Origin of the sequence: Paenibacillus alvei DSM 29, assembly GCF_000293805.1 — a bacterium.
In the GTDB taxonomy this organism is placed as follows: Bacteria; Bacillota; Bacilli; order Paenibacillales; family Paenibacillaceae; genus Paenibacillus_B; species Paenibacillus_B alvei.
In genome coordinates this window covers 273,474-291,721 of record NZ_AMBZ01000004.1, presented here as the reverse complement: position 1 = coordinate 291,721, position 18,248 = coordinate 273,474, and the positions used below count along the sequence as shown (strand labels likewise).

Annotated in this window: 18 protein-coding genes and 1 pseudogene; all 19 read right to left on the bottom strand. The window is 54.3% G+C overall.

Going from position 1 to position 18,248, the window contains the following annotated elements; all coding sequences use genetic code 11:
- Positions 1 to 14: 14 nt before the first annotated feature.
- The gene (locus tag PAV_RS15090) at positions 15 to 797 is read right to left on the bottom strand and encodes an enoyl-CoA hydratase-related protein (RefSeq protein WP_005547642.1); all 783 of its coding nucleotides are present in this window, start codon (positions 795 to 797) and stop codon (positions 15 to 17) included.
- Positions 794 to 2,150, bottom strand: a pseudogene (locus PAV_RS15085) (phenylacetate--CoA ligase family protein). Before PAV_RS15085 ends, PAV_RS15090 begins: the two are co-directional and overlap by 4 nt.
- Before the next feature lie 11 nt (positions 2,151 to 2,161).
- Positions 2,162 to 2,974 (bottom strand): enoyl-CoA hydratase-related protein, encoded by an 813-nt coding sequence (locus tag PAV_RS15080; RefSeq protein ID WP_157266909.1) that lies wholly within the window; start codon positions 2,972 to 2,974, stop codon positions 2,162 to 2,164.
- Between the two features lie 172 nt (positions 2,975 to 3,146).
- Entirely contained in the window at positions 3,147 to 3,578 is a 432-nt protein-coding gene (locus PAV_RS15075; RefSeq protein ID WP_005547636.1) for a PaaI family thioesterase, read from the bottom strand.
- On the bottom strand, positions 3,575 to 3,877 hold the full coding sequence (locus tag PAV_RS15070) for an EthD family reductase (protein ID WP_005547634.1): 303 nt from the start codon (positions 3,875 to 3,877) through the stop codon (positions 3,575 to 3,577). The genes PAV_RS15075 and PAV_RS15070 overlap by 4 nt, the downstream gene beginning before the upstream one ends.
- 66 nt (positions 3,878 to 3,943) lie before the next feature.
- Complete coding sequence (locus PAV_RS15065) at positions 3,944 to 5,404, bottom strand: NAD-dependent succinate-semialdehyde dehydrogenase (RefSeq protein ID WP_005547633.1); 1,461 nt, start codon at positions 5,402 to 5,404, stop codon at positions 3,944 to 3,946.
- A gap of 300 nt (positions 5,405 to 5,704) precedes the next feature.
- A complete protein-coding gene (gene paaD / locus PAV_RS15060; RefSeq protein WP_085981368.1) occupies positions 5,705 to 6,193 on the bottom strand; it encodes a 1,2-phenylacetyl-CoA epoxidase subunit PaaD in 489 nt (162 codons plus the stop codon).
- Between the two features lie 27 nt (positions 6,194 to 6,220).
- On the bottom strand, positions 6,221 to 7,054 hold the full coding sequence (paaC, locus tag PAV_RS15055; protein WP_005547631.1) for a 1,2-phenylacetyl-CoA epoxidase subunit PaaC: 834 nt from the start codon (positions 7,052 to 7,054) through the stop codon (positions 6,221 to 6,223).
- Between the two features lies 1 nt (position 7,055).
- A complete protein-coding gene (gene paaB, locus PAV_RS15050; RefSeq protein ID WP_005547629.1) occupies positions 7,056 to 7,397 on the bottom strand; it encodes a 1,2-phenylacetyl-CoA epoxidase subunit PaaB in 342 nt (113 codons plus the stop codon).
- Positions 7,394 to 8,377: a 1,2-phenylacetyl-CoA epoxidase subunit PaaA gene (gene paaA / locus PAV_RS15045; protein WP_005547627.1), complete on the bottom strand. Its 984-nt coding sequence runs from the start codon at positions 8,375 to 8,377 to the stop codon at positions 7,394 to 7,396. The genes paaB and paaA overlap by 4 nt, the downstream gene beginning before the upstream one ends.
- Positions 8,370 to 9,812 carry a dihydrolipoyl dehydrogenase gene (lpdA, locus tag PAV_RS15040; protein ID WP_005547625.1) on the bottom strand — a complete coding sequence of 481 codons (1,443 nt, stop codon included), beginning with the start codon at positions 9,810 to 9,812 and terminating at the stop codon, positions 8,370 to 8,372. The genes paaA and lpdA overlap by 8 nt, the downstream gene beginning before the upstream one ends.
- Positions 9,813 to 11,141, bottom strand: a complete 1,329-nt coding sequence (locus PAV_RS15035; RefSeq protein WP_005547623.1) for a dihydrolipoamide acetyltransferase family protein — start codon at positions 11,139 to 11,141, stop codon at positions 9,813 to 9,815. It lies immediately after the preceding gene.
- A gap of 22 nt (positions 11,142 to 11,163) precedes the next feature.
- Complete coding sequence (locus tag PAV_RS15030; protein WP_005547621.1) at positions 11,164 to 12,147, bottom strand: alpha-ketoacid dehydrogenase subunit beta; 984 nt, start codon at positions 12,145 to 12,147, stop codon at positions 11,164 to 11,166.
- Positions 12,144 to 13,235, bottom strand: a complete 1,092-nt coding sequence (gene pdhA, locus PAV_RS15025) for a pyruvate dehydrogenase (acetyl-transferring) E1 component subunit alpha (protein WP_051135149.1) — start codon at positions 13,233 to 13,235, stop codon at positions 12,144 to 12,146. Before pdhA ends, PAV_RS15030 begins: the two co-directional genes overlap by 4 nt.
- Positions 13,236 to 13,336: 101 nt before the next feature.
- Positions 13,337 to 14,125: an ABC transporter ATP-binding protein gene (locus PAV_RS15020; protein WP_005547619.1), complete on the bottom strand. Its 789-nt coding sequence runs from the start codon at positions 14,123 to 14,125 to the stop codon at positions 13,337 to 13,339.
- Positions 14,112 to 15,062 (bottom strand): ABC transporter permease, encoded by a 951-nt coding sequence (locus PAV_RS15015; RefSeq protein WP_005547616.1) that lies wholly within the window; start codon positions 15,060 to 15,062, stop codon positions 14,112 to 14,114. Before PAV_RS15015 ends, PAV_RS15020 begins: the two co-directional genes overlap by 14 nt.
- 27 nt (positions 15,063 to 15,089) lie before the next feature.
- Positions 15,090 to 16,091 carry an ABC transporter substrate-binding protein gene (locus tag PAV_RS15010; protein ID WP_005547615.1) on the bottom strand — a complete coding sequence of 334 codons (1,002 nt, stop codon included), beginning with the start codon at positions 16,089 to 16,091 and terminating at the stop codon, positions 15,090 to 15,092.
- 678 nt (positions 16,092 to 16,769) lie between these two features.
- Positions 16,770 to 17,294, bottom strand: a complete 525-nt coding sequence (locus PAV_RS15005) for a hypothetical protein (RefSeq protein WP_005547613.1) — start codon at positions 17,292 to 17,294, stop codon at positions 16,770 to 16,772.
- A gap of 107 nt (positions 17,295 to 17,401) precedes the next feature.
- Positions 17,402 to 18,163 (bottom strand): DUF3891 family protein, encoded by a 762-nt coding sequence (locus tag PAV_RS15000; RefSeq protein ID WP_005547611.1) that lies wholly within the window; start codon positions 18,161 to 18,163, stop codon positions 17,402 to 17,404.
- Positions 18,164 to 18,248: the final 85 nt, after the last annotated feature.

Genomic DNA, 18,248 nt, shown 5'->3' with positions numbered 1-18,248 from the left:
AGCCATGGTTCCTCCTATCTGCCCTTGAATTGGGGACTTCGCTTTTCTTGAAAAGCAAGCATGCCTTCCTTCTGATCCTCGCTCGCGAACAGCAGATGGAAGTATTGCCGCTCAAAATCGAGTCCTTCGGCCAACGAGAGATCCTGCGCTTTGCGAACGGCCTGCTTAATAAGGGCAACAGCCAGTGGCGGCTGGTTGGCAATACGCCGCGCAAGCTTCAGTGCTTCCTCCAAATAGAGCTCAACTGGAGCTACCTTGTTAATTAGACCGCAGCGGAGAGCCTCTTCCGCGGGCATCGCATCCCCGGTCAGCAGCAGTTCCATCGCCTTGCGCTGCCCCACCGCCCTGGTCAACCGCTGCGTTCCTCCTGCGCCGGGCATAACGCCAATGCGAATTTCCGGCTGCCCGAAACGTGCCGTATCCGAAGCAACAACAAGATCACAGTTCATCATCAGCTCACAGCCTCCACCGAGCACATATCCGCTCACAGCAGCGATGATCGGTTTAGCGATGCCGCCGATACGATCCCAGACATCGAATTGCCGCTTCAACAGCAGCGATACAGCGGATTCATCCGCCATTTCCCTAATATCCGCTCCTGCGGCGAAGGCCTTATCATTCCCTGTAATAACAAGCACCTTCACAGCATCGTCCCGATCCATCCGTTCGAGTTCGGCCACAAGCTCCTGCATCAGCTCGCGATTCAAGGCATTCAACACGTCAGGCCGATTCAGGGTAAGCACACCTACCGCGCCGTCCACCGACACGGCCACATAACGACTGCCAATCTTCGTCATCCCGCCTCCACTCCTTCACTTGCTTGAACGGCTGCCGCTCGCTTGCGGTTATCGACAATGCGTACTGCTTTGCCCTCGCTGCGCGCAATCGAACCCGGCTCATTCACATGCAGCAAAAACCGAGACGCCGAGCGAGCATTTAATCGCTTTGCCGATCTCCTTAACCAGTTCGGCCACCTCGTGGCTTTCCTGAACACTGTCTACCTGACTCCAGAATTCCGGTGTAATCTCGCAATGAATCTCGAAGCGGTCAAGTGCATTGTCCCGCTCAATGACGACTTGATAATGGGGCGCAAGCTGGGAGAAATTAAACAGCACGGCCTCCAGCTCGGTCGGGTAGACGTTGACACCGCGTATAATCAGCATGTCATCTACTCTTCCTTTAATTCGGGACATCCGCATCGTCGTGCGGCCGCATTTGCAGGTACCGGGGTGAAGCGACGCAATATCGCCCGTCCGGTATCGGATGACCGGGAACGCTTCCTTGGTCAGTGATGTAAACACCAGCTCGCCTTCCTGCCCATACGGCAGCGGTTCACCCGTCTCGCGATCGACCACCTCCGCCAGGAAATGATCCTCGGCAATGTGCAGACCATCCTGCGCTTCTTGGCATTCGATGGCGATACCTGGCCCAAGCACCTCACTCATGCCATAAATATCAATCGCCTTAATGCCAAGAGCATCCTCCAAATGGCAGCGCATTTCCTCCGACCAAGGCTCTGCGCCGAAAATGCCATACTCCATGCTCGTTGCCCGCGTATCGATGCCCTGCTTGCGCATTTCCTCCACCAGATTCAAAATATAGGACGGCGTACCTGACAAACCGCGCGGCTTGAAATCCTGAATAAGTGTAATTTGGCGCGGGGTATTCCCTCCTGATACAGGCACAGCCACTGCGCCCAAACGCTCGATGCCATAATGAAGGCCCAACCCACCTGTAAACAAGCCATATCCATACGCATTATGGAAAATATCCCCGGGCTGACCGCCCGCGCAGCAAATGGCGCGTGCTACAATCTCTGCCCATGCTTCAACATCCCGCTTCGTATAGCCTACAACGATCGGTTTGCCTCTCGTGCCGGATGAGCCGTGGATACGTACAACTTCGCTCATCTCGGTCGCGAACAATCCGAAGGGGTAATAATCACGCAGATCGGATTTCTTCATAAACGGCAGGCGGCGGATATCCTCCAAACTGCGAATGTCCTCCGGAGCCAGGCCCGCCCGATCTAACGCAGAACGATGAAAAGGCACTCGGTCATATGCCCGCTTGATGGCGTGGCGGAGTCTCTCCAACTGGAGCGCTCGCATCCGTTCGTGCGGCATCGTTTCCATCTCGACATTAAATATCACGCGCTACCCTCCTACTCCCCGCGGAAGACAGGCTTTCGTTTGTCTGCAAAGGCTGCCAATGCCTCTACCCGATCCTTCGTTGGGATAATCATCTCATAGGCTTGTGCCTCAACCGCCAGTCCGGAGTACAAATCAACATGGCTGCCCCGGTTTATGGCATATTTGGCCTGATAAACCGCGAGCGGCGCATTAGCAGCAATTTCATTCGCCAAGTCAAACGTCATGATGCGAAGTTGGTCTGCGTCATCGGCTATTCCGTTCAGCAATCCGTATTGCAGCGCATCTTGGGCGTTAATTTTCCGCGCAGTCAGGATGAGCTCCTTCGCCCGCGCTGATCCGATAAGCCGCGGCAGCCGCTGCGTTCCACCCGCACCGGGAATGATGCCCAGACTCACCTCGGTAAGTCCCATACGAGCATCCCGAACAGCCAAGCGCAAATCGCAAGCCAGCATTAATTCGAAACCGCCGCCAAACGCAAATCCGTTCACCGCTGCTATCGTCGGCTGCGGAAGCTCCTCCACGGCGGTGAACACATCTCGGATCGCACGCACGTTGCGTCTCACCTGCTGCTCATTCAGCGTGCGCCGTTCCTTTAGATCGGCCCCTGCGCTGAAGGAGCGGCCCGCGCCCGTTACGATGACAGCTCGAATCTGATAACGATCTTCCCTGATCTCCGCGACGATTTCTCCCAAGCGCACCAGCGATTCATAATTAAGGGCATTTAAGTCGGCAGGCCGATTCAACGTAATGACGGCAACATTACCGTGACGATCCAGCTTCACTGACTGTCCCGAATCATGCTTCTGGAACGGTTCCTGCCCCATATTCAGATTCAGGCCTTGTTCCTGATTCTGTTCCGGTGCCTGATACTGTTTCGGTGCCTGAGCCTGCACCGGCGTCTCCCTCTGTTCCTGCCTCTCCATCGATTCGTTCAGCCCCCTCTTTTCCGCTGATTCAACGGCTCGACATCCTCCACTGCCATTTACTCCATTGACCTTACTCCTGATTCGTGGACGGCAATTCCTTACCTAGTCCCCTTCGTTCCGGGCTGACGCGCGCGTATGTCCCCAATGCGACGGCAACAAGCTTCCCATCGCAGGTAATGCGCGCATCCGTCACAATTAAATTGCGCCCGCGCTTCAGCACCCGGGACTCCGCAACGAGAAGTTCGCCGATGGCTGGAGATAAATAATTGATCTTGCTCTCTACGGTTACACACTGCTGCACCCCGTCAATCGGGGGTGCAGCCGCATGACCCATGGCGGCGTCAGCCAACGTGTTCGTCACGCCGCCATGCACGAAGCCTTCGATACTGTTATGAAGATTGGGGTGGGTATGCAATTGCATAACGCAGCCATCTTCGTCCAGCCGAACGACCTCGATTCCAAGCAAATCATTAAACCGGTTGCGATGCGTCGGCTTGCTCACTCATGAACCTCCGCCATATGCATGGATACCAATTTGCCGGCAAATCCCATCAAATCCTTACCTGACGCCTTGCCCTCAGCGGATGACATGGCTGCCTTCAAGGCCTCCTTCGATTCAAAATACATCTCGCAAATCAGGTGCAGATCGCTCTCGCCCATTGGCGTTCCATAGATCGTTCCTACCTCCATCTTCACGAGTCCAGGCATTTTCGCCGCCAATGGAGAATGGGTATTGAAATAATGCTCGTTGAACGCCTCGACATCTTCCGGCTTTCGATAGATCGCTATTAATTTGACCATGTAAAAAATCCTCCCTTATCTCTCAATATTCATTCTTAAAATCTATCAAACAATGATTACATCCCATTACACCCCAAACGAGACAAATTTCGTTTCCAAAAATGCATCCATTCCGTAACGTCCGCCCTCCAGGCCAAGTCCGCTTTCCTTCCAGCCGCCGAATGGCGCCTGAGTCTGTGTCGGCGCGCCGTCGTTAATACCTACGATGCCGTATTCCAGCGCCTCTGCCAGACGGAAACAGCGACTGCTGTCGCGCGTATAGGCATAGGCAGCCAAGCCATATGATGTGTCGTTCGCCATTTGGATTACGTCAGATTCATCCGTGAAGGTCATCATTGGCACAACTGGGCCGAATGTTTCTTCGCCTGCAATCTCCATCTCCTTAGTCACGCCCGTAATCACGGTCGGCTCGCAATAGAAGCCTTTGCCGTATTCCCCCTCTGTCAAACGCTTGCCACCGAATACAACTTCCCCGCCTTTTTCTTGTGCATCCTGAATATGGCGCAGCACTTTATCAAGCGCCCGTTGATTGACGAGCGGGCCAATTTCCGTCTCTTTGCTGCGGCCATCGCCTACCTTCGCCTTGCTCAACCGTTCGATCAGCTTGGCGCTGAATTCCTCCACCACAGACTCGTGGACGTACAGGCGGTTCGTGCAGATGCACATTTGCCCCGAATTGCGGAACTTGCTCTCGAACAGCCCCACAACCGCCGCGTCCAAATCCGCATCCTCGAACACAATAAACGGCGCATGGCCGCCTAATTCTAGGCTGACCCGTTTAACGTGCTTGGCTGCCCCTTCCATTAACAGCTTGCCGACACGCGTTGAGCCGGTGAAGGCAATTTTGCGAACCTTTGGATTGTCGAGCAATTCCTGGCCCACCGTCTCCGGCTGGCCGATGACCAGATTCACGACACCGGCTGGGAACCCGGCTTGTGCAATCAGCTCGAATAACTTAATTGCGCTTAGTGGCGTGCTCTCGGCTGGCTTCAAAACGACAGTGCACCCTGCGGCGAGCGCGGGCGCAATCTTCCGCGCGACCATATTAACCGGGAAGTTCCATGGCGTGATCGCTCCGACGACGCCGACCGGGTGGCGGCTGACCATAATCCGCTTGTTCGGCACGGAGGATGGAACCGTCTCGCCATACACCCGCTTCGCTTCCTCCGCATACCACATGAAGTTGTCGGCCGCTCCCAGTACCTCGCCTTTTGCCTCCCGCAGCGGTTTGCCCATTTCGGCCGAGATGATACCCGCCAGTTCATCACGATGGCTGCGCACCAATTCATATAATTGGTACAAATATTTTGAGCGCTCACGGGCAGTCAAGCGAGACCAGCCTGGGAATGCCTGGTGGGCCGCATCGACGGCCGCTCTTGCGTCCAAATGGTCACCATAGCTTACCGTCCCTACCTCTTCTCCAGTTGCCGGATTAACGACGCGGAGCATACCGCCGCCTTGTGCTTGCGTCCATTCTCCGTTGATGAACATCGACTTCAATTCAACAGTCTGCATGCTTTTTTCCATCGTAATCGGATACCCTCCCTTGGCCTCTGCAGCTTACTCCGCCCCCAAAGGCCGCACAAATGTGCATAATAGTTTTTCTTGCCTTCCTTGTCGCTGCTTGCAAAATGGCTTGATCAACCCTTACAGAACCTTGTAACACCATACAAAAAACGCAATGCAACAAACCAAACGTCTTATTAACATCACAGTCTTGCAATGACTACAGGTATTAACCTTAGAGCCTTAGATAGAGCTTAAGCATTAAGTATTAAGTACTAGGAACTAGAGCATTAAAGCATTACGAACCATACAATCCTAGCCTCACAACACTTTCAAGGCTTCAAACGGATTTTTACAGTGCCTGCAATATAAAATGCTGCGGCAAGCCGCCGGACCGAACATATTGTCCATGCGAGTGTACGGAGAATCGCAGTAGGGACACCGCACCTTCCACTCCTCGCCCGTCGTACAACCGCGCGGCGGCGCAACGATGCCAAACGAACGCAGCTTCTCTCGGCCTTTGTCGCTAATCCGATCCGAGGTCCAGGCTGGCTCCCGCAGGAAGCGGACGATCACCTCGCGCACTTTCTCGATGGAGAGCAGCTCCTCCCGAATTTTGCTCTTCATCAATTCCAGAGCAGGACAGCCAATGAAGGTCGGCAGTACCTCCACCTCAACTACACTCTCGCTTACAACCACCCTGTGAATCATCCCCATCTCAATCATGCTGATAACGGGGATTTCCGGATCCTTGACTTCCTGCAGCAGTGCCCAAATTCGTTCCTCAAGCCCCCTTGGCATCTGCCGCATAATCTGTGTCACGATGAACCGCCTCCTTCACCAGCCCGCCGCCGGGTCAATCCGATACACCTCCGACAAGATGGCGACGACCTGCGCCAGATCGTCGGTATGCTGCCCGTCTCGTCCAGTCCCGATAGGACTTATCCAATCTCCCGGCCATGCGAGCCCGCTCGCTTCGAACAAGCTCTGCGCCGACATCTTCCAGCGCCGTGCCAATTCATCGCTGCCTATGCTCAGACCGAAGCGGACAATCGCTTCCTCCTCGCTGCCTAGCGGGAACAGGCTGCCGACATCGTTCCACGCCTGGGCTACGGCCGCATTCAATCGGGAACGAGCTTCGTTCGTGCCGCCTGCCAGCCGCGTGAACCAGGAGCGCCAATACCGGATATGGTACTGATGCTCGCGCAGCATTTTGCTGGCCTCCTGCGTCAGCGGCACATACGAAGAACGGGTCAACGCTTCCAGCCGGACTTCCTTGAATAGGCCGTACAGGCAGCAGCGGGCAATCGCGAAGGCCCAGTCATAATGCGGCTCATCCGCATATTCGCCTGGTCCGTTCGGTCGCTCGAGCAGAATGGCATTGCGGAACGCCTCTGGGCTGCGCAAATGCGCCAGGTCATCCGCCTTGCCGGCTCCTAGCTCCTCCAGCATCCCGTACAGCATCGCCGCATGCCCCATCATGTCCTGCGCCATCGAGGAGAAAGCGACATCTTCTTCGATGTGAGGGGCCAGCCCAAGCCATTCCGATCCCCGGTATGCCAAAATATAGTCATCGTCTGCAATCTGCAGCAAAAGCTCCTGCAGCGCCCGGGTATAATCGGGGCGGCGCTTCGCCTCTTCCGCAGCCGCTACTTCGATATGCTCCGACATTTCACCCCTCCTTCCGTGTGGTATCCGCCTTGCCCTCGTACGCTTCCTTGTGGCGCCGCCACCTCGATTGAATGTCGCCATATCCCTTTGTTTCGCGGTAGCTTTTGTTGTCCAGCCGTTCGAGACTCGCCCGTTCCTCCGGCGTCAGTCCGTGAATATCGTCACGGTTCACAACCCAGATATTGATACAGGGCTCGCGGCGCATGAAGTTCTCCCGCGCCATCAGGAGCGCAGCTTCCGGATTAGGCGCCAGCAAGCTGAACTGGTGCATAAAGCCAGCAGACGGGCTTTTCTGGCTGAACACCTCATAGATAGCAAATTTCTCTTTCGACTCGCTGCTCATATGGCCCCTCCCGCCGCATAGGATGCGCAGGGCGCCAGCATCGCTTCCCGCACCCATTTCGCTTCTTCGTAGGATGTTTTCCGCAGCCGCAGCCGCTGGGCCGAGCAAGGTCCGTTTCCGCGCACAATTTGTACAAAGAGATCCCAATCGGGCTGCTGGTAATGCCAGACGCCCTCCGCCTCGTCGAAACGAATCGTATCGTCCGGAAGCGTCAAACCCAGATGATAGATCCGGTTCACGTATTTATGGAAAAAGACCTGCCGCAGCTCCTCGTTCGTCTGTGTGCGAATCTTGTACCGCATGTTCATTTGCTGGTTGCTGGATACAGTTCCGCCTTCTGGCGGACCAAAGAACATCAGCAAGGAAGGCCACCAGCGGTTTACGGCCTCCTGCAGCATCCGGCGCTGCGCCGACGTTCCTTCGGCCAGCTCCAGTACGATGCTCTCGCCATGCTGAGCATGGAATTTCTCTTCTGCGCATATGCGCTGGAGCGCGCGGGCATAGGGCGCGTAGGATGTCTCAAGCGACATGGACTGGGTAATGATCGCGGCGCCGTCGACGAGCCAGGCAATGACGCCAGCATCGGCCCATGTGGGGGCCTCCATATGGAACACGTTGTGGAATTTCAGCTTCCCCGAGAACAGATTGCGCAGCAGATCCTCGCGAGTCTGGCCGAGCGGCGCCATTAAGTCCTCCGCGACCCGCAGCAGCAACTGTCCATGTCCCATCTCATCCTGCACCTTCGCCATAATCGCTAGTTTGCGCCGCAGCGTCGGCGCCTTCGGAACCCATTCCTTCTCCGGCAGCGCCCCCATTATTTCACTAACGCCGTGCATCGATATCAGCTTAATTAACTGGTTGCGGTAATCGTCTGGCATCCAATCGTCCGCTTCAATCTTGTCTCCCCGGTCAATTCGGTGCAGAAAATGCGCCAAACGCTCGCTGTCCAGCGATCCATCCAGATCCTTCCGATTACTCATCTTCCATCCTCCTCTCATTCACAATGTGTATGGCATGCCCCAAAGCGGCGGCGGCTGCTTCCAGCCAGCCTTCACTAAGCGTCGGGTGCGGATGCACCATCATAGCCAAATCCTCCGCTCTCGCCGCCATTTCGAGGGCGAGGACGCCCTGGCCAATCAAGCTGCCGGCATCCGCCCCCACTGCATGCATGCCCAGCAACAAGCCGGAATCCTCCTCGACGACCACTTCCGCAAAACCGTCTGTCTTCCCGGCCGCCAGTGCGTATCCGTTGGCACGGAAAGGGAAGCGGCCCGTCTTCACCTTCATGCCCTGACGCTCAGCTTCCGCCCGCGTCAGTCCCACTCCGGCAATTTGCGGGTCAGAAAAAATAACGTACGGCACATAAGGCGAGTCGAAAGCGCTCGGCAGTCCGCCGATCACCTCCGCGGCGACCGTGCCCTGCTTCGCAGCGCGATGAGCGAGAGCAGGCCCTGGCGTAATATCACCAATGGCAAAAATGTGGCGCACATTGGTTCGGCATTCCGCATCAACTGGAACATAGCCGCGCTCATCCATTCGTATCCCCGCCTGACTGAGACCGAGTCCTGCCGTGTTCGGCATGCGTCCGACCGTCACAAGCACCTTGTCGCAGAGGACGCTTTCCTCCCCTTTCTGTTTCGATTCGAGTCGAAGCTCAACATAATCGTCATTCTCCATAACCGCGCGCACTTCCGTGCCCGTCTTGATGACCATCCCCAGCTTGCCGGCACGCCGCTTTACTTCCGCAGCGAGGCTGCCTTCCACAAGCGGGAGAATCCGCTCCTCGCGCTCAATAAGCGTAACGCAACATCCAAGCTTGGCGAATGCCATGCCTAATTCGATGCCGATATAGCCGCTCCCGATAATAGCTAGACGCTCCGGCATACTGTCCGATTCTAGCGCTTCCGTAGAAGTAAAGATGCGGGAACCACCTGCCGCTGCAAATGCCGGGAGATGTGGTCGCGATCCGGTCGCGATAATCGCCTGCTTGAACTTGTAGGTCTCGAAGCCGGATTCCGTCTCTACCCCTACGCGGTCGTCAGACAGGAAGACTGCGCTCCCCTTCACGACCGTAACCCCGTTGGCGGCGCAGAGCTGCGCCACTCCGCTTCCCAGCCTGCCGACAATGCCGGACTTCCACAGCTGCCATGCGGACATATCGAAGGAAAGAGCCCCAGGCTCCATCCGCAGTCCCAGCTTGGAGGCCGATCTGGCTTCGTCATACAATCCGGCCGCATGAATCAGTGCCTTGGACGGAATGCAGCCCGAATGAAGACAAACTCCTCCGAGCTCCTCTTTTTCCACCAACACGACCGATTTGCCCAACTGACCCAGTCGGATCGCCGACGTATAGCCGCCGGGCCCGCCGCCAATGACAACAACATCCGTTTCTACTGCAATTTCACCGACGACCATCTATACCATCTCCGCCCATAATAAGTCAGGCTGCTCTAGCAGCCGCTTGATCCGATTCGTGAATCGAATCGCCTCCGCCCCATCGATAAGCCGATGGTCAAAGGAAAGCGCCATATTCATCATGAGGCGGATAACACCTTCCCCATTGCGGACGACCATGCGCGGCTCCATTTTGTGCAGCGCCAGGATGGCCGCCTCCGGATGGTTAATGATCGGCGTTGCGAGCAGGCTGCCAATCGGGCCGACGTTGCTGATCGTGAAGGTACCACCGGTAATTTCCTCAAGCTTCAGTTTTCCTTCTCGCGCCCGCTCCGACAGCTGCCCAATTTCTTCTGCCAGCTCAAAAACTGTCTTCCGGTCGGCATCCCGGATAACTGGAACGATAAGACCGTCCGGTGTATCGGTCGCAATCCCGATGTGATAATAGCGCTTCAATACAATTTCTTTCGTCTCGTCGTCAAGCGAAGCGTTGAAGAATGGGAATTCCTTAAGCGCGATGACAATTGCCTTTATGAAAAACGGCAAGTATGTCAGCTTCACCTGCCGTTCGGCCGCCAGCGGCCGAAGCCGCTCACGCAGGGCCTGCAAGGCATCGGCTTCCAGTTCATCCACCTGCGTGACATGCGGGATGGTGGTCACTGCCTTAACCAGCCTCTCGGCGATCTTCAAGCGAATGCCGCGCAGTGGAAGCCGTTCCTCTATGCAATCAGAAGCCGGTGCGGCTCCCCGCGGCCTGACAACACCCTCGCTTTTCTCCCTCGCAGGCGGAGCCGCCGTATTTATCCGCGGCAGGTCAGCCCCTTCCGCTTCCTTAGTCGTGTCCCCCGAAGCATAGCGCCGCACGTCCTCTTCGGTTATGCGCCCGGCGGCTCCACTTCCCTTCACCTGCTCGATGTCGACATTCAGCTGCCGCGCAAGCTGGCGAACATAGGGGGCTGCGCGCACTCTTCCCGCAGGTAATCCAACAGACGCCGGCGGCGATGCCGCAACAGACAATGGCAAGGCCGCTGCAGGCGATGGCGAAGGAGCATTGACAACCGCTGCCACTGAAGCCGCCTGTTCCGCCTTGCCCGCTTCTATCGCTGGAATGCGCCCTTCCGCTTCGAGAATGAACAATACCTCGCCTACTCGAACTCCGGCACCCTCGGCGAACATCAGCTTGCGCACTACGCCGGCCGTCGGAGCGGTCAGCTCGGCGTTCACTTTGTCCGTCTGCACCTCGACGATCGGCTGATCGCAGGCCACCCATTCCCCTTCCTTAATGAGCCATTTTCCGATCTCCCCTTCGTGGATGCCTTCTCCTACGTCGGGAAGCTTGAACTCTATCATTCGCGTTCCTCCTTCTGAACGGTCAGAACTGTATCGCTGCAGCGATTCCTTCTCTTACCCGCCCGACCGTCGGAACATAGACATCCTCGAGCGAGAATTGCGGAACTGGAACATCAAAACCGGTAATCCGCTGAATCGGAGCCCGCAAATACATCAGCGCTTCGTCATTAATCAACGAGACAATTTCTGCGCCGACGCCGGCCGTCTTCTGCGCCTCATGAACAATTAGCGCGCGGCCCGTTTTCTTCACGGATGCGGCAATGGCATCCCGATCAAGCGGATACAGCGAGCGGAGATCAATGACTTCACAGGACCAGCCTTTCTCCTGCTCCAACTGCCGCGCCGCTTCAAGCGCCACCCGCATCATGGCCCCCCATGAAATCAGCGTAACATCTGTTCCTTCCCGGACGATGTTCGCTTTGCCTAGCGGAATGCGATACATCTCCTCCGGCACTTCTGCCTTGAAAGCACGGTAAATCCGGGCCGGTTCCAAAAATACGACCGGATCGGGATCCTCGATGGCGCTAACAAGCAGACCCTTGGCATCGTAAGGATTGCTCGGTACGACCACCTTAAGCCCAGGCGTATGAACGAAGAATGCTTCCACACTCTCTGAATGAAGCTCCGGCCCTCTAATTCCCGCGCCATATGGCGCGCGGATAACAAGCGGAACATTGTACTGTCCCCGCGTCCGATACCGCATGCGGGCTGCATGTGTGACGATCTGCTCGAAGCCTGGATAAATGAAGGCCAAAAACTGAATTTCAACGACCGGAATGAAACCATTCAGCGCCAGACCGATTGCCGAGCCAATAATGCCGGCTTCAGCCAGCGGCGTATCCACAACCCGCTCCTTGCCGTACTTTTCGAACAGCCCTTCCGTTGCCCGGAATACGCCACCGTTGACGCCAATGTCTTCTCCTGTCAGCATGACGCGCTGATCGTCGGCCAGCTTCTGATCGAGCGCTTCGTTAATCGCTTGCAAGATCGTTAGGTTCCGACTCATGCTTCACCCTGCCTTTCCACATACAGGCCGCACTGTTCCCGCTGCTCAGCCACGGGCCACGGCATATCAGCGCTAACGTGCATGAACATATCTTCAGGCCGGGAATTCGGATAGCTCTCCGCCTCTGCAACCGCGGCCTCGATAAGGCCGCTGATCCGCTCCATCAGACACTCCTCATGCTCCTGGCCCCAAATTCCCCTATTTACAAGATACCGCTTCAAACGCTCTATCGGATCGCGCTGCTCCCTCCATTCGGCAGAGAGCCGGGCCTGATCCCGATATTTGCGCGGATCGTCACTGGTCGTATGCGGCCCATAACGGAACGTGACTGCCTCAATCAGCGTCGGTCCGCCGCCGTTTAAGCCGCGTTCAATCGCTTCACGCACAGTCAGCCAAACGGCGAACACATCGTTGCCGTCCACCCTGACTCCTGGCATATCATAAGCCGCCGCACGCTGGGCGATCGTCCGAGAAGCAGACTGCGCATGGAACGGCACGCTGATTGCGTACCCGTTATTCTGGCAGAAGAATACAGTAGACGTCTGATATACCCCTGCAAAATTCAAAGCCTCATGGAAGTCGCCTTCCGAGGTTGCTCCTTCGCCGAAGTACACAATGCTCGCCTGCTTCTCACCCTTCAGCTTAGCGGCCCACGATGTGCCTACAGCATGCGTCAAATGCGTGGCTATCGGCACGCACGGCGGCATAATATGGCGGCCTTCCGGACTGATCGATCCTTCCATATGGCCCATCCAATAAAGCAGCACCCTGCTGAGCGCCTGCCCATGCGTAATCGCAGCAGCATGATCGCGATAGCTGGGAAACAGCCAATCATTGGGGGACAGCGCCAGTGCGCTCCCAACCTGGGAGGCTTCCTGGCCCTCATAAGGGGCGTACGTACCCATTCGGCCCTGCCGTTGCAGGTTGACAGCCTTCCGATCGAACATTCTTGCCAGCATCATGCTCTCGTACATTTTTATTGCCAGATCCTCGTCAATGTCTCCCTCTGTAGGGTGGCGAAGCTCTCCGTCCGGCGCCAGCACCTGATAGGGCTCAAGCACTTGATACGGCTCTAGCAGCCCGCGCATATCTTCATACTGCGTTTTCTTTCCTGCCCTCTCTTTAACTGGCGAGGCAGACGGATGCCCCTGACTTTGAATCATCATTACCGCTCCCTTTCCTTTTTTAGCTATCCCAACAGCAAGCGGTCATCCGCGACTCCCTTCAACTGGGCGAATTTTTTCAACAATACCTCAATCGTCAAATGCTTCTTTTCCTCTTCCGGCACATCCAAAATAATCTGGCCTGCGTCCATCATAATCAGACGGTTGCCGAGCTCGATGGCTTGCTGCATATTGTGCGTTACCATCAGTGTCGTGAAATTGGAACGCTCGACGACTTCCTTCGTCAGCGCTGTAATCAACTGAGCCCGCGCCGGGTCAAGCGCGGCCGTATGCTCATCCAGCAGCAGCACCTTCGGCTGCGTGAAGGTCGCCATCAGCAGGCTAAGCGCCTGCCGTTCTCCGCCTGACAGCAGTCCGGCCTTAGCTGACAGCCGATTCTCGAGGCCTAGATGCAGCGAGGCCAGACTCTCACGGAACAGATCCTTCCGCTTCTTGTTCACACCCCGGTGCAGGGTGCGTCTTTTGTCGCGCGAGAAAGCGACCGCAAGATTCTCCTCAATCGTCATCGTCGGCGCCGTACCAGCCATCGGGTCTTGGAACACGCGTCCAATCTTGCGCGAGCGCTCGAATTCAGAGAGGCTGGTCACGTTCTCGCCGTCGATTTCAATGGTGCCGCTATCTGGGGTCATCCCTCCCGAGATCATATTCATCAACGTGGACTTGCCCGCCCCATTGGAGCCGATAATCGTTACGAAATCACCCTCGCGAAGCGTCAAATTTAGATTTTGCAGTGCAATTTTCTCACTCGCTGTCCTGCGGTTGAACACTTTTCGAATCCCCTCAAGTTTCAGCATGGCTTCCCCCCCTTGCTCCGTGGTCGATGGACAGGTGTGGAACATCCTCTTGCAAGGACTTCATCCGCCTTTCTTTCCACGTTGCTACAATCCGCGTCATGACGAGGGCGGCGACCACAATGACAGCGGTTAGCAGCTTCAGGTCATTCGGATTCAACCCGATGCGGAGTGCCAGCATAATAATGAGGCGATAGACAATAGCTCCTCCGATTACGGCTAAGGTCGCCCGTCGAATGGAGGCATGGCCGAACACAGCTTCCCCCATAATGACAGAGGCCAAGCCGATGATAATAATGCCGATTCCCATCGAGACATCCGCAAATTCCTGATATTGGGCGATAAGCGCGCCGGATAGCGCTACCAATCCATTTGACAGGCTCAGTCCGACAATTTTCATATTGTCGGTATTCGCGGAGAGGCTGCGGATCATTTTCGCATTGTCGCCGGTTGCGCGAATCGCCAAGCCAATCTCTGTATCCAAAAACCTGTCAATGGCCCATTTGATGAGCAGAACGAATAGTCCAAAGGCCGCTAAAATCGCTAGCGGCTGCAGACTGGACAAGAAGGAGTTGATCTGCGTAAATAGAGTGCTTTCCCCCAGCAGCGACGTATTCGCCGTGCCCATAATCCGCAAATTGATCGAATATAATGCAATCATCGAAATAATGCCGGACAGCAGCGTATTAATTTTCCCTTTCGTATGGAGCAGTCCAGTTACGGTACCCGCCACGCATCCTGCCAGCAGCGCGCCCAATGTAGCGAGCAGTGGGGAATAGCCGGACGTAATCATGACCGCCGCCACGGCTCCGCCGGTGGCAAAGCTGCCATCGACGGTCAAATCGGGAAAGTCGAGAATCCGAAACGTTACATAAACGCCCAGAGCCATCAACGCGTAAATGACCCCTGCTTCCAAAGAACCTGTCAGCGCATATAGCACGATAGCATCCTCCTAATTTGGAACGACTTATTTCTCTATCAGGATTGCGCCTTGTGTCATCTCTTCGGTCAATTTGATTCCTTGCGCCTCTGCCGCTTTCGGGTTGATCATCAGATCCAGCTTCTTGGAGACCTCAACGGGGATGTCTGCCGGAGATGTACCCTTCAGCACCTTTGCAGCCATCTCGCCTGTCGCATATCCCAGATCGTAATACTTGAATCCGATCGATGCGAACGCGCCTTCTCCAACTGATTCACTGCTCTCGCAGAAAAGCGGAATGTCCTTGTTATTGGCTACAGATACGACCGAGCTTAATGCTGAAATGACTGTATTATCAGACGGGAGATAGATGATATCCGCGCGGCCTACCAGCGAATCAGCGGCCTGCTTCACCTCCGAACTGTTCGTAACGGTGGATTCAACCGTCTCCAATCCGCCTTCTTTCAGCACCTGCTTCACGTTGGCAATGTTGACGACAGAGTTCTGTTCCCCAGAATTGTAGATAACGCCTACCTTGCGGGCCTCAGGGAAAAACTTCTTAATCGTCTCCATTGTCTTCTTAATCGAGTCAGGATTCGTGTCGCGCGTGCCCGTCACATTGCCTCCAGGCTTTTCAAGACTGCCGACCAGCTTCGATGCAACCGGATCCGTCACAGCCGTGAACAGTACGGGAATGTCTTTCGTCGCCTTCACAACCGCCTGCGCGGTCGGTGTGGCGATTGCCAGAATGAGGTCATTTTTATCGCCTACCAGCTTTTGAGCGATCGTAAGATTGTTGTTCATATCCCCCTGCGCATTGTGGAAATCAACTTGCAAATTGATATTTTCCTTGTACCCAGCGTCCTTCAGTGCCTGCAAAAAGCCTTCTCGCGCCCCATCCAGCGAAGGATGATTCGCGTACTGCGCAATGCCGATTTTAACCATCTTATTGCCGTCGCCATCCTTGCCCATGTCCTTCGGCTCGCCCGAGTTCCCACATGCCGCCAGCAACAGTGAGCAAACCATAAAAATCGGGAAAAACAGTTTCATCCAACCTCGCTCCTTTGCAACAATAATTGGTATTGATTGCGCTTTCATTATAGTGATTAGATAAAAAGCGTATTGGCGAGTTGTTTGGCATAAGGTTTTCAAGGTTTTCTTGCGATATCGAGACATGTTATGTACTCACTCTGCTGCTTCATAGAAAATTCGTTCCTAGACTGTGTGATGTGTTCATCTGGAAGGATAATGTGAATGCGCTCGTCCTCGCGGTTTAGCGCTGCTGCCTGTTGGCTTAGATGTGGAGATTGTTGCGTATGCGTTGCAAAGATCGTGTAGATGCACAGTGCCGTGCTGAATGCTGGAGTTTTTTAATTCAAAATCAATGAGTTATTCAGGATTGTCGAGCATTTGTAATACGTTTTTTTCATGGTGCGTTATTTTAACGTTATATTATCATATCGTCATAATCAATGTCAATATTTGGACACATTTTTAACTAAATTGTGTGATCTATGTTATATCTTATATCATAAAACAAACCAAAACCTAAAAGCACAAGACCATTCAAGGTGGATGGAACACTTATGCGAGCCTTTCACTATTTTTTCCTGGTCAAAAAAATGAAGCGGTGACACCGTGATCATCAAATCATCAGCGTACACCGCTATCCTGTATTTAGGGGTTCACTCCCCTATCTTTTATAAGCAAAACATTTTTATGTACATGTTAAAAATCCGAAATCTCCGGTTTTTTGTACAGCATCGCTGATCCACCCATAATAAGAAACGCTGCGAATGCAATCCCGATTAGGGAAGAGCTTGCAAACATACTCAAGGAAAAGACGGCAAAGAACAAAAGCGATACGCAGGTCAGAATACTAATCGGAATAAGAAGCCATTTATTACGGTTCCCCATGATATAAAATTCAAATAAGCCGAAGGCCACCGCAAGCGGAAATCCAGGCCATACCGTACCGAATGCATCGAACAGCATCCCGATTTGACATACCACACCGCTGACGATCAAAATTCCGCCAGGTATGAGCAGCCCCGCTGCGCGCCCCTTGGTAACAAAGAAGAACATAAAATGAAAAAATAATCCGAGTGGGATGACAAACAATGTCGGCCAAAAATAACCAAATATGCTTCCTGCAGTTGCAAACTTCTCGGCGCCCCATCCGCTCCATGTAACCAGCATCAGCAAAATGCCTAAGCCGATTAAGGAGAGAGCCTTAATACTTCTGCTATTCAAGCTCCTCTACCTCCCTTTCCTTCCCCATAGTTTCCCCTATATCGTTCTCATACTCCGCATTCTAGGACGACACTCCCTACGCTCCCCCCTTCATCACTCATGAAAAATTACACGAAATGAATGACCTGCTTTCTCCGTTCAGCCTCCTTATAGGCGCTCGCAATCCCTATCTTGCGTATTCGCTCCTTGGCTACAACTTTATAAGATAACATGGCGGTAAACGGTTCCGTAAATGGAGTTGGAGTTACCCGAATCGTCCTGTCATCCAGCCACTCGGCTTGCAATTGCTCACCTGATTGTACATTAAAAGGTTCTGTACGCTCGAAGCCGTCCTGATACCAAGGAAACTCTTTATCTTTTGACACTCCTGGCTCATTTAAGCACACATACAGGGACAGATCATCGCAAAATTGAAGCATTCGAAAATGATTGGCTATTGTCAAATCCGGCAAATCCACAAATTGTTCCCTTATTCGCCGCTGACGCTGCCGTTCATGCTGAAGAAATTCGATTACGTCCTTCTGCTCCTCTATATGAAAGAAAGAAGCGAAATGCTTACTGCATAATAGGCTGGCATATGGATTGACTTTCTCGATATCGTCCAGCCCCTTTCGATAGAATGCAAGCCTTAAGGGCATCGGATAATCCATGAATGTATACGGCTCCTGCTGTGCGTCATTCCAAATGGGTGTATCATCAAGTCCGATCCAGCTGCAATCATGCTCATAGGCAGCATATACGGCATCCTCATATCCGTCACGTGTACCAAGCAATTCCGTTCGGAACTTCGAAGCGATTTCGCCTGATAGATATCCATGGTCATGTTGTGCAATGAATACGATTTCATCTTTCCTCGTCCGAATAATCATTTCTATACAGCTCCTTTGGCTTCGTATCGTCCATTTAAGGAGAAGGAAGTGCCCCCTTAATCCTAATTAGGACTTACGGTTATTG

Coding starts and splice junctions, on each gene's coding strand:
- paaA (WP_005547627.1), bottom strand. CDS start 8,377: ATGAGTAATCGGAAGGATCTGGATGGATCGCTGGACAGCGAGCGTTTG.
- PAV_RS15030 (WP_005547621.1), bottom strand. CDS start 12,147: ATGAGTCGGAACCTAACGATCTTGCAAGCGATTAACGAAGCGCTCGAT.
- paaC (WP_005547631.1), bottom strand. CDS start 7,054: ATGTCGGAGCATATCGAAGTAGCGGCTGCGGAAGAGGCGAAGCGCCGC.
- pdhA (WP_051135149.1), bottom strand. CDS start 13,235: ATGCGCGGGCTGCTAGAGCCGTATCAAGTGCTTGAGCCCTATCAGGTG.
- PAV_RS15065 (WP_005547633.1), bottom strand. CDS start 5,404: ATGGAAAAAAGCATGCAGACTGTTGAATTGAAGTCGATGTTCATCAAC.
- PAV_RS15010 (WP_005547615.1), bottom strand. CDS start 16,091: ATGAAACTGTTTTTCCCGATTTTTATGGTTTGCTCACTGTTGCTGGCG.
- paaD (WP_085981368.1), bottom strand. CDS start 6,193: ATGCGGCAGATGCCAAGGGGGCTTGAGGAACGAATTTGGGCACTGCTG.
- PAV_RS15090 (WP_005547642.1), bottom strand. CDS start 797: ATGACGAAGATTGGCAGTCGTTATGTGGCCGTGTCGGTGGACGGCGCG.
- PAV_RS15070 (WP_005547634.1), bottom strand. CDS start 3,877: ATGGTCAAATTAATAGCGATCTATCGAAAGCCGGAAGATGTCGAGGCG.
- paaB (WP_005547629.1), bottom strand. CDS start 7,397: ATGAGCAGCGAGTCGAAAGAGAAATTTGCTATCTATGAGGTGTTCAGC.
- lpdA (WP_005547625.1), bottom strand. CDS start 9,812: ATGGTCGTCGGTGAAATTGCAGTAGAAACGGATGTTGTTGTCATTGGC.
- PAV_RS15035 (WP_005547623.1), bottom strand. CDS start 11,141: ATGATAGAGTTCAAGCTTCCCGACGTAGGAGAAGGCATCCACGAAGGG.
- PAV_RS15080 (WP_157266909.1), bottom strand. CDS start 2,974: ATGGGGCAGGAACCGTTCCAGAAGCATGATTCGGGACAGTCAGTGAAG.
- PAV_RS15020 (WP_005547619.1), bottom strand. CDS start 14,125: ATGCTGAAACTTGAGGGGATTCGAAAAGTGTTCAACCGCAGGACAGCG.
- PAV_RS15000 (WP_005547611.1), bottom strand. CDS start 18,163: ATGATTATTCGGACGAGGAAAGATGAAATCGTATTCATTGCACAACAT.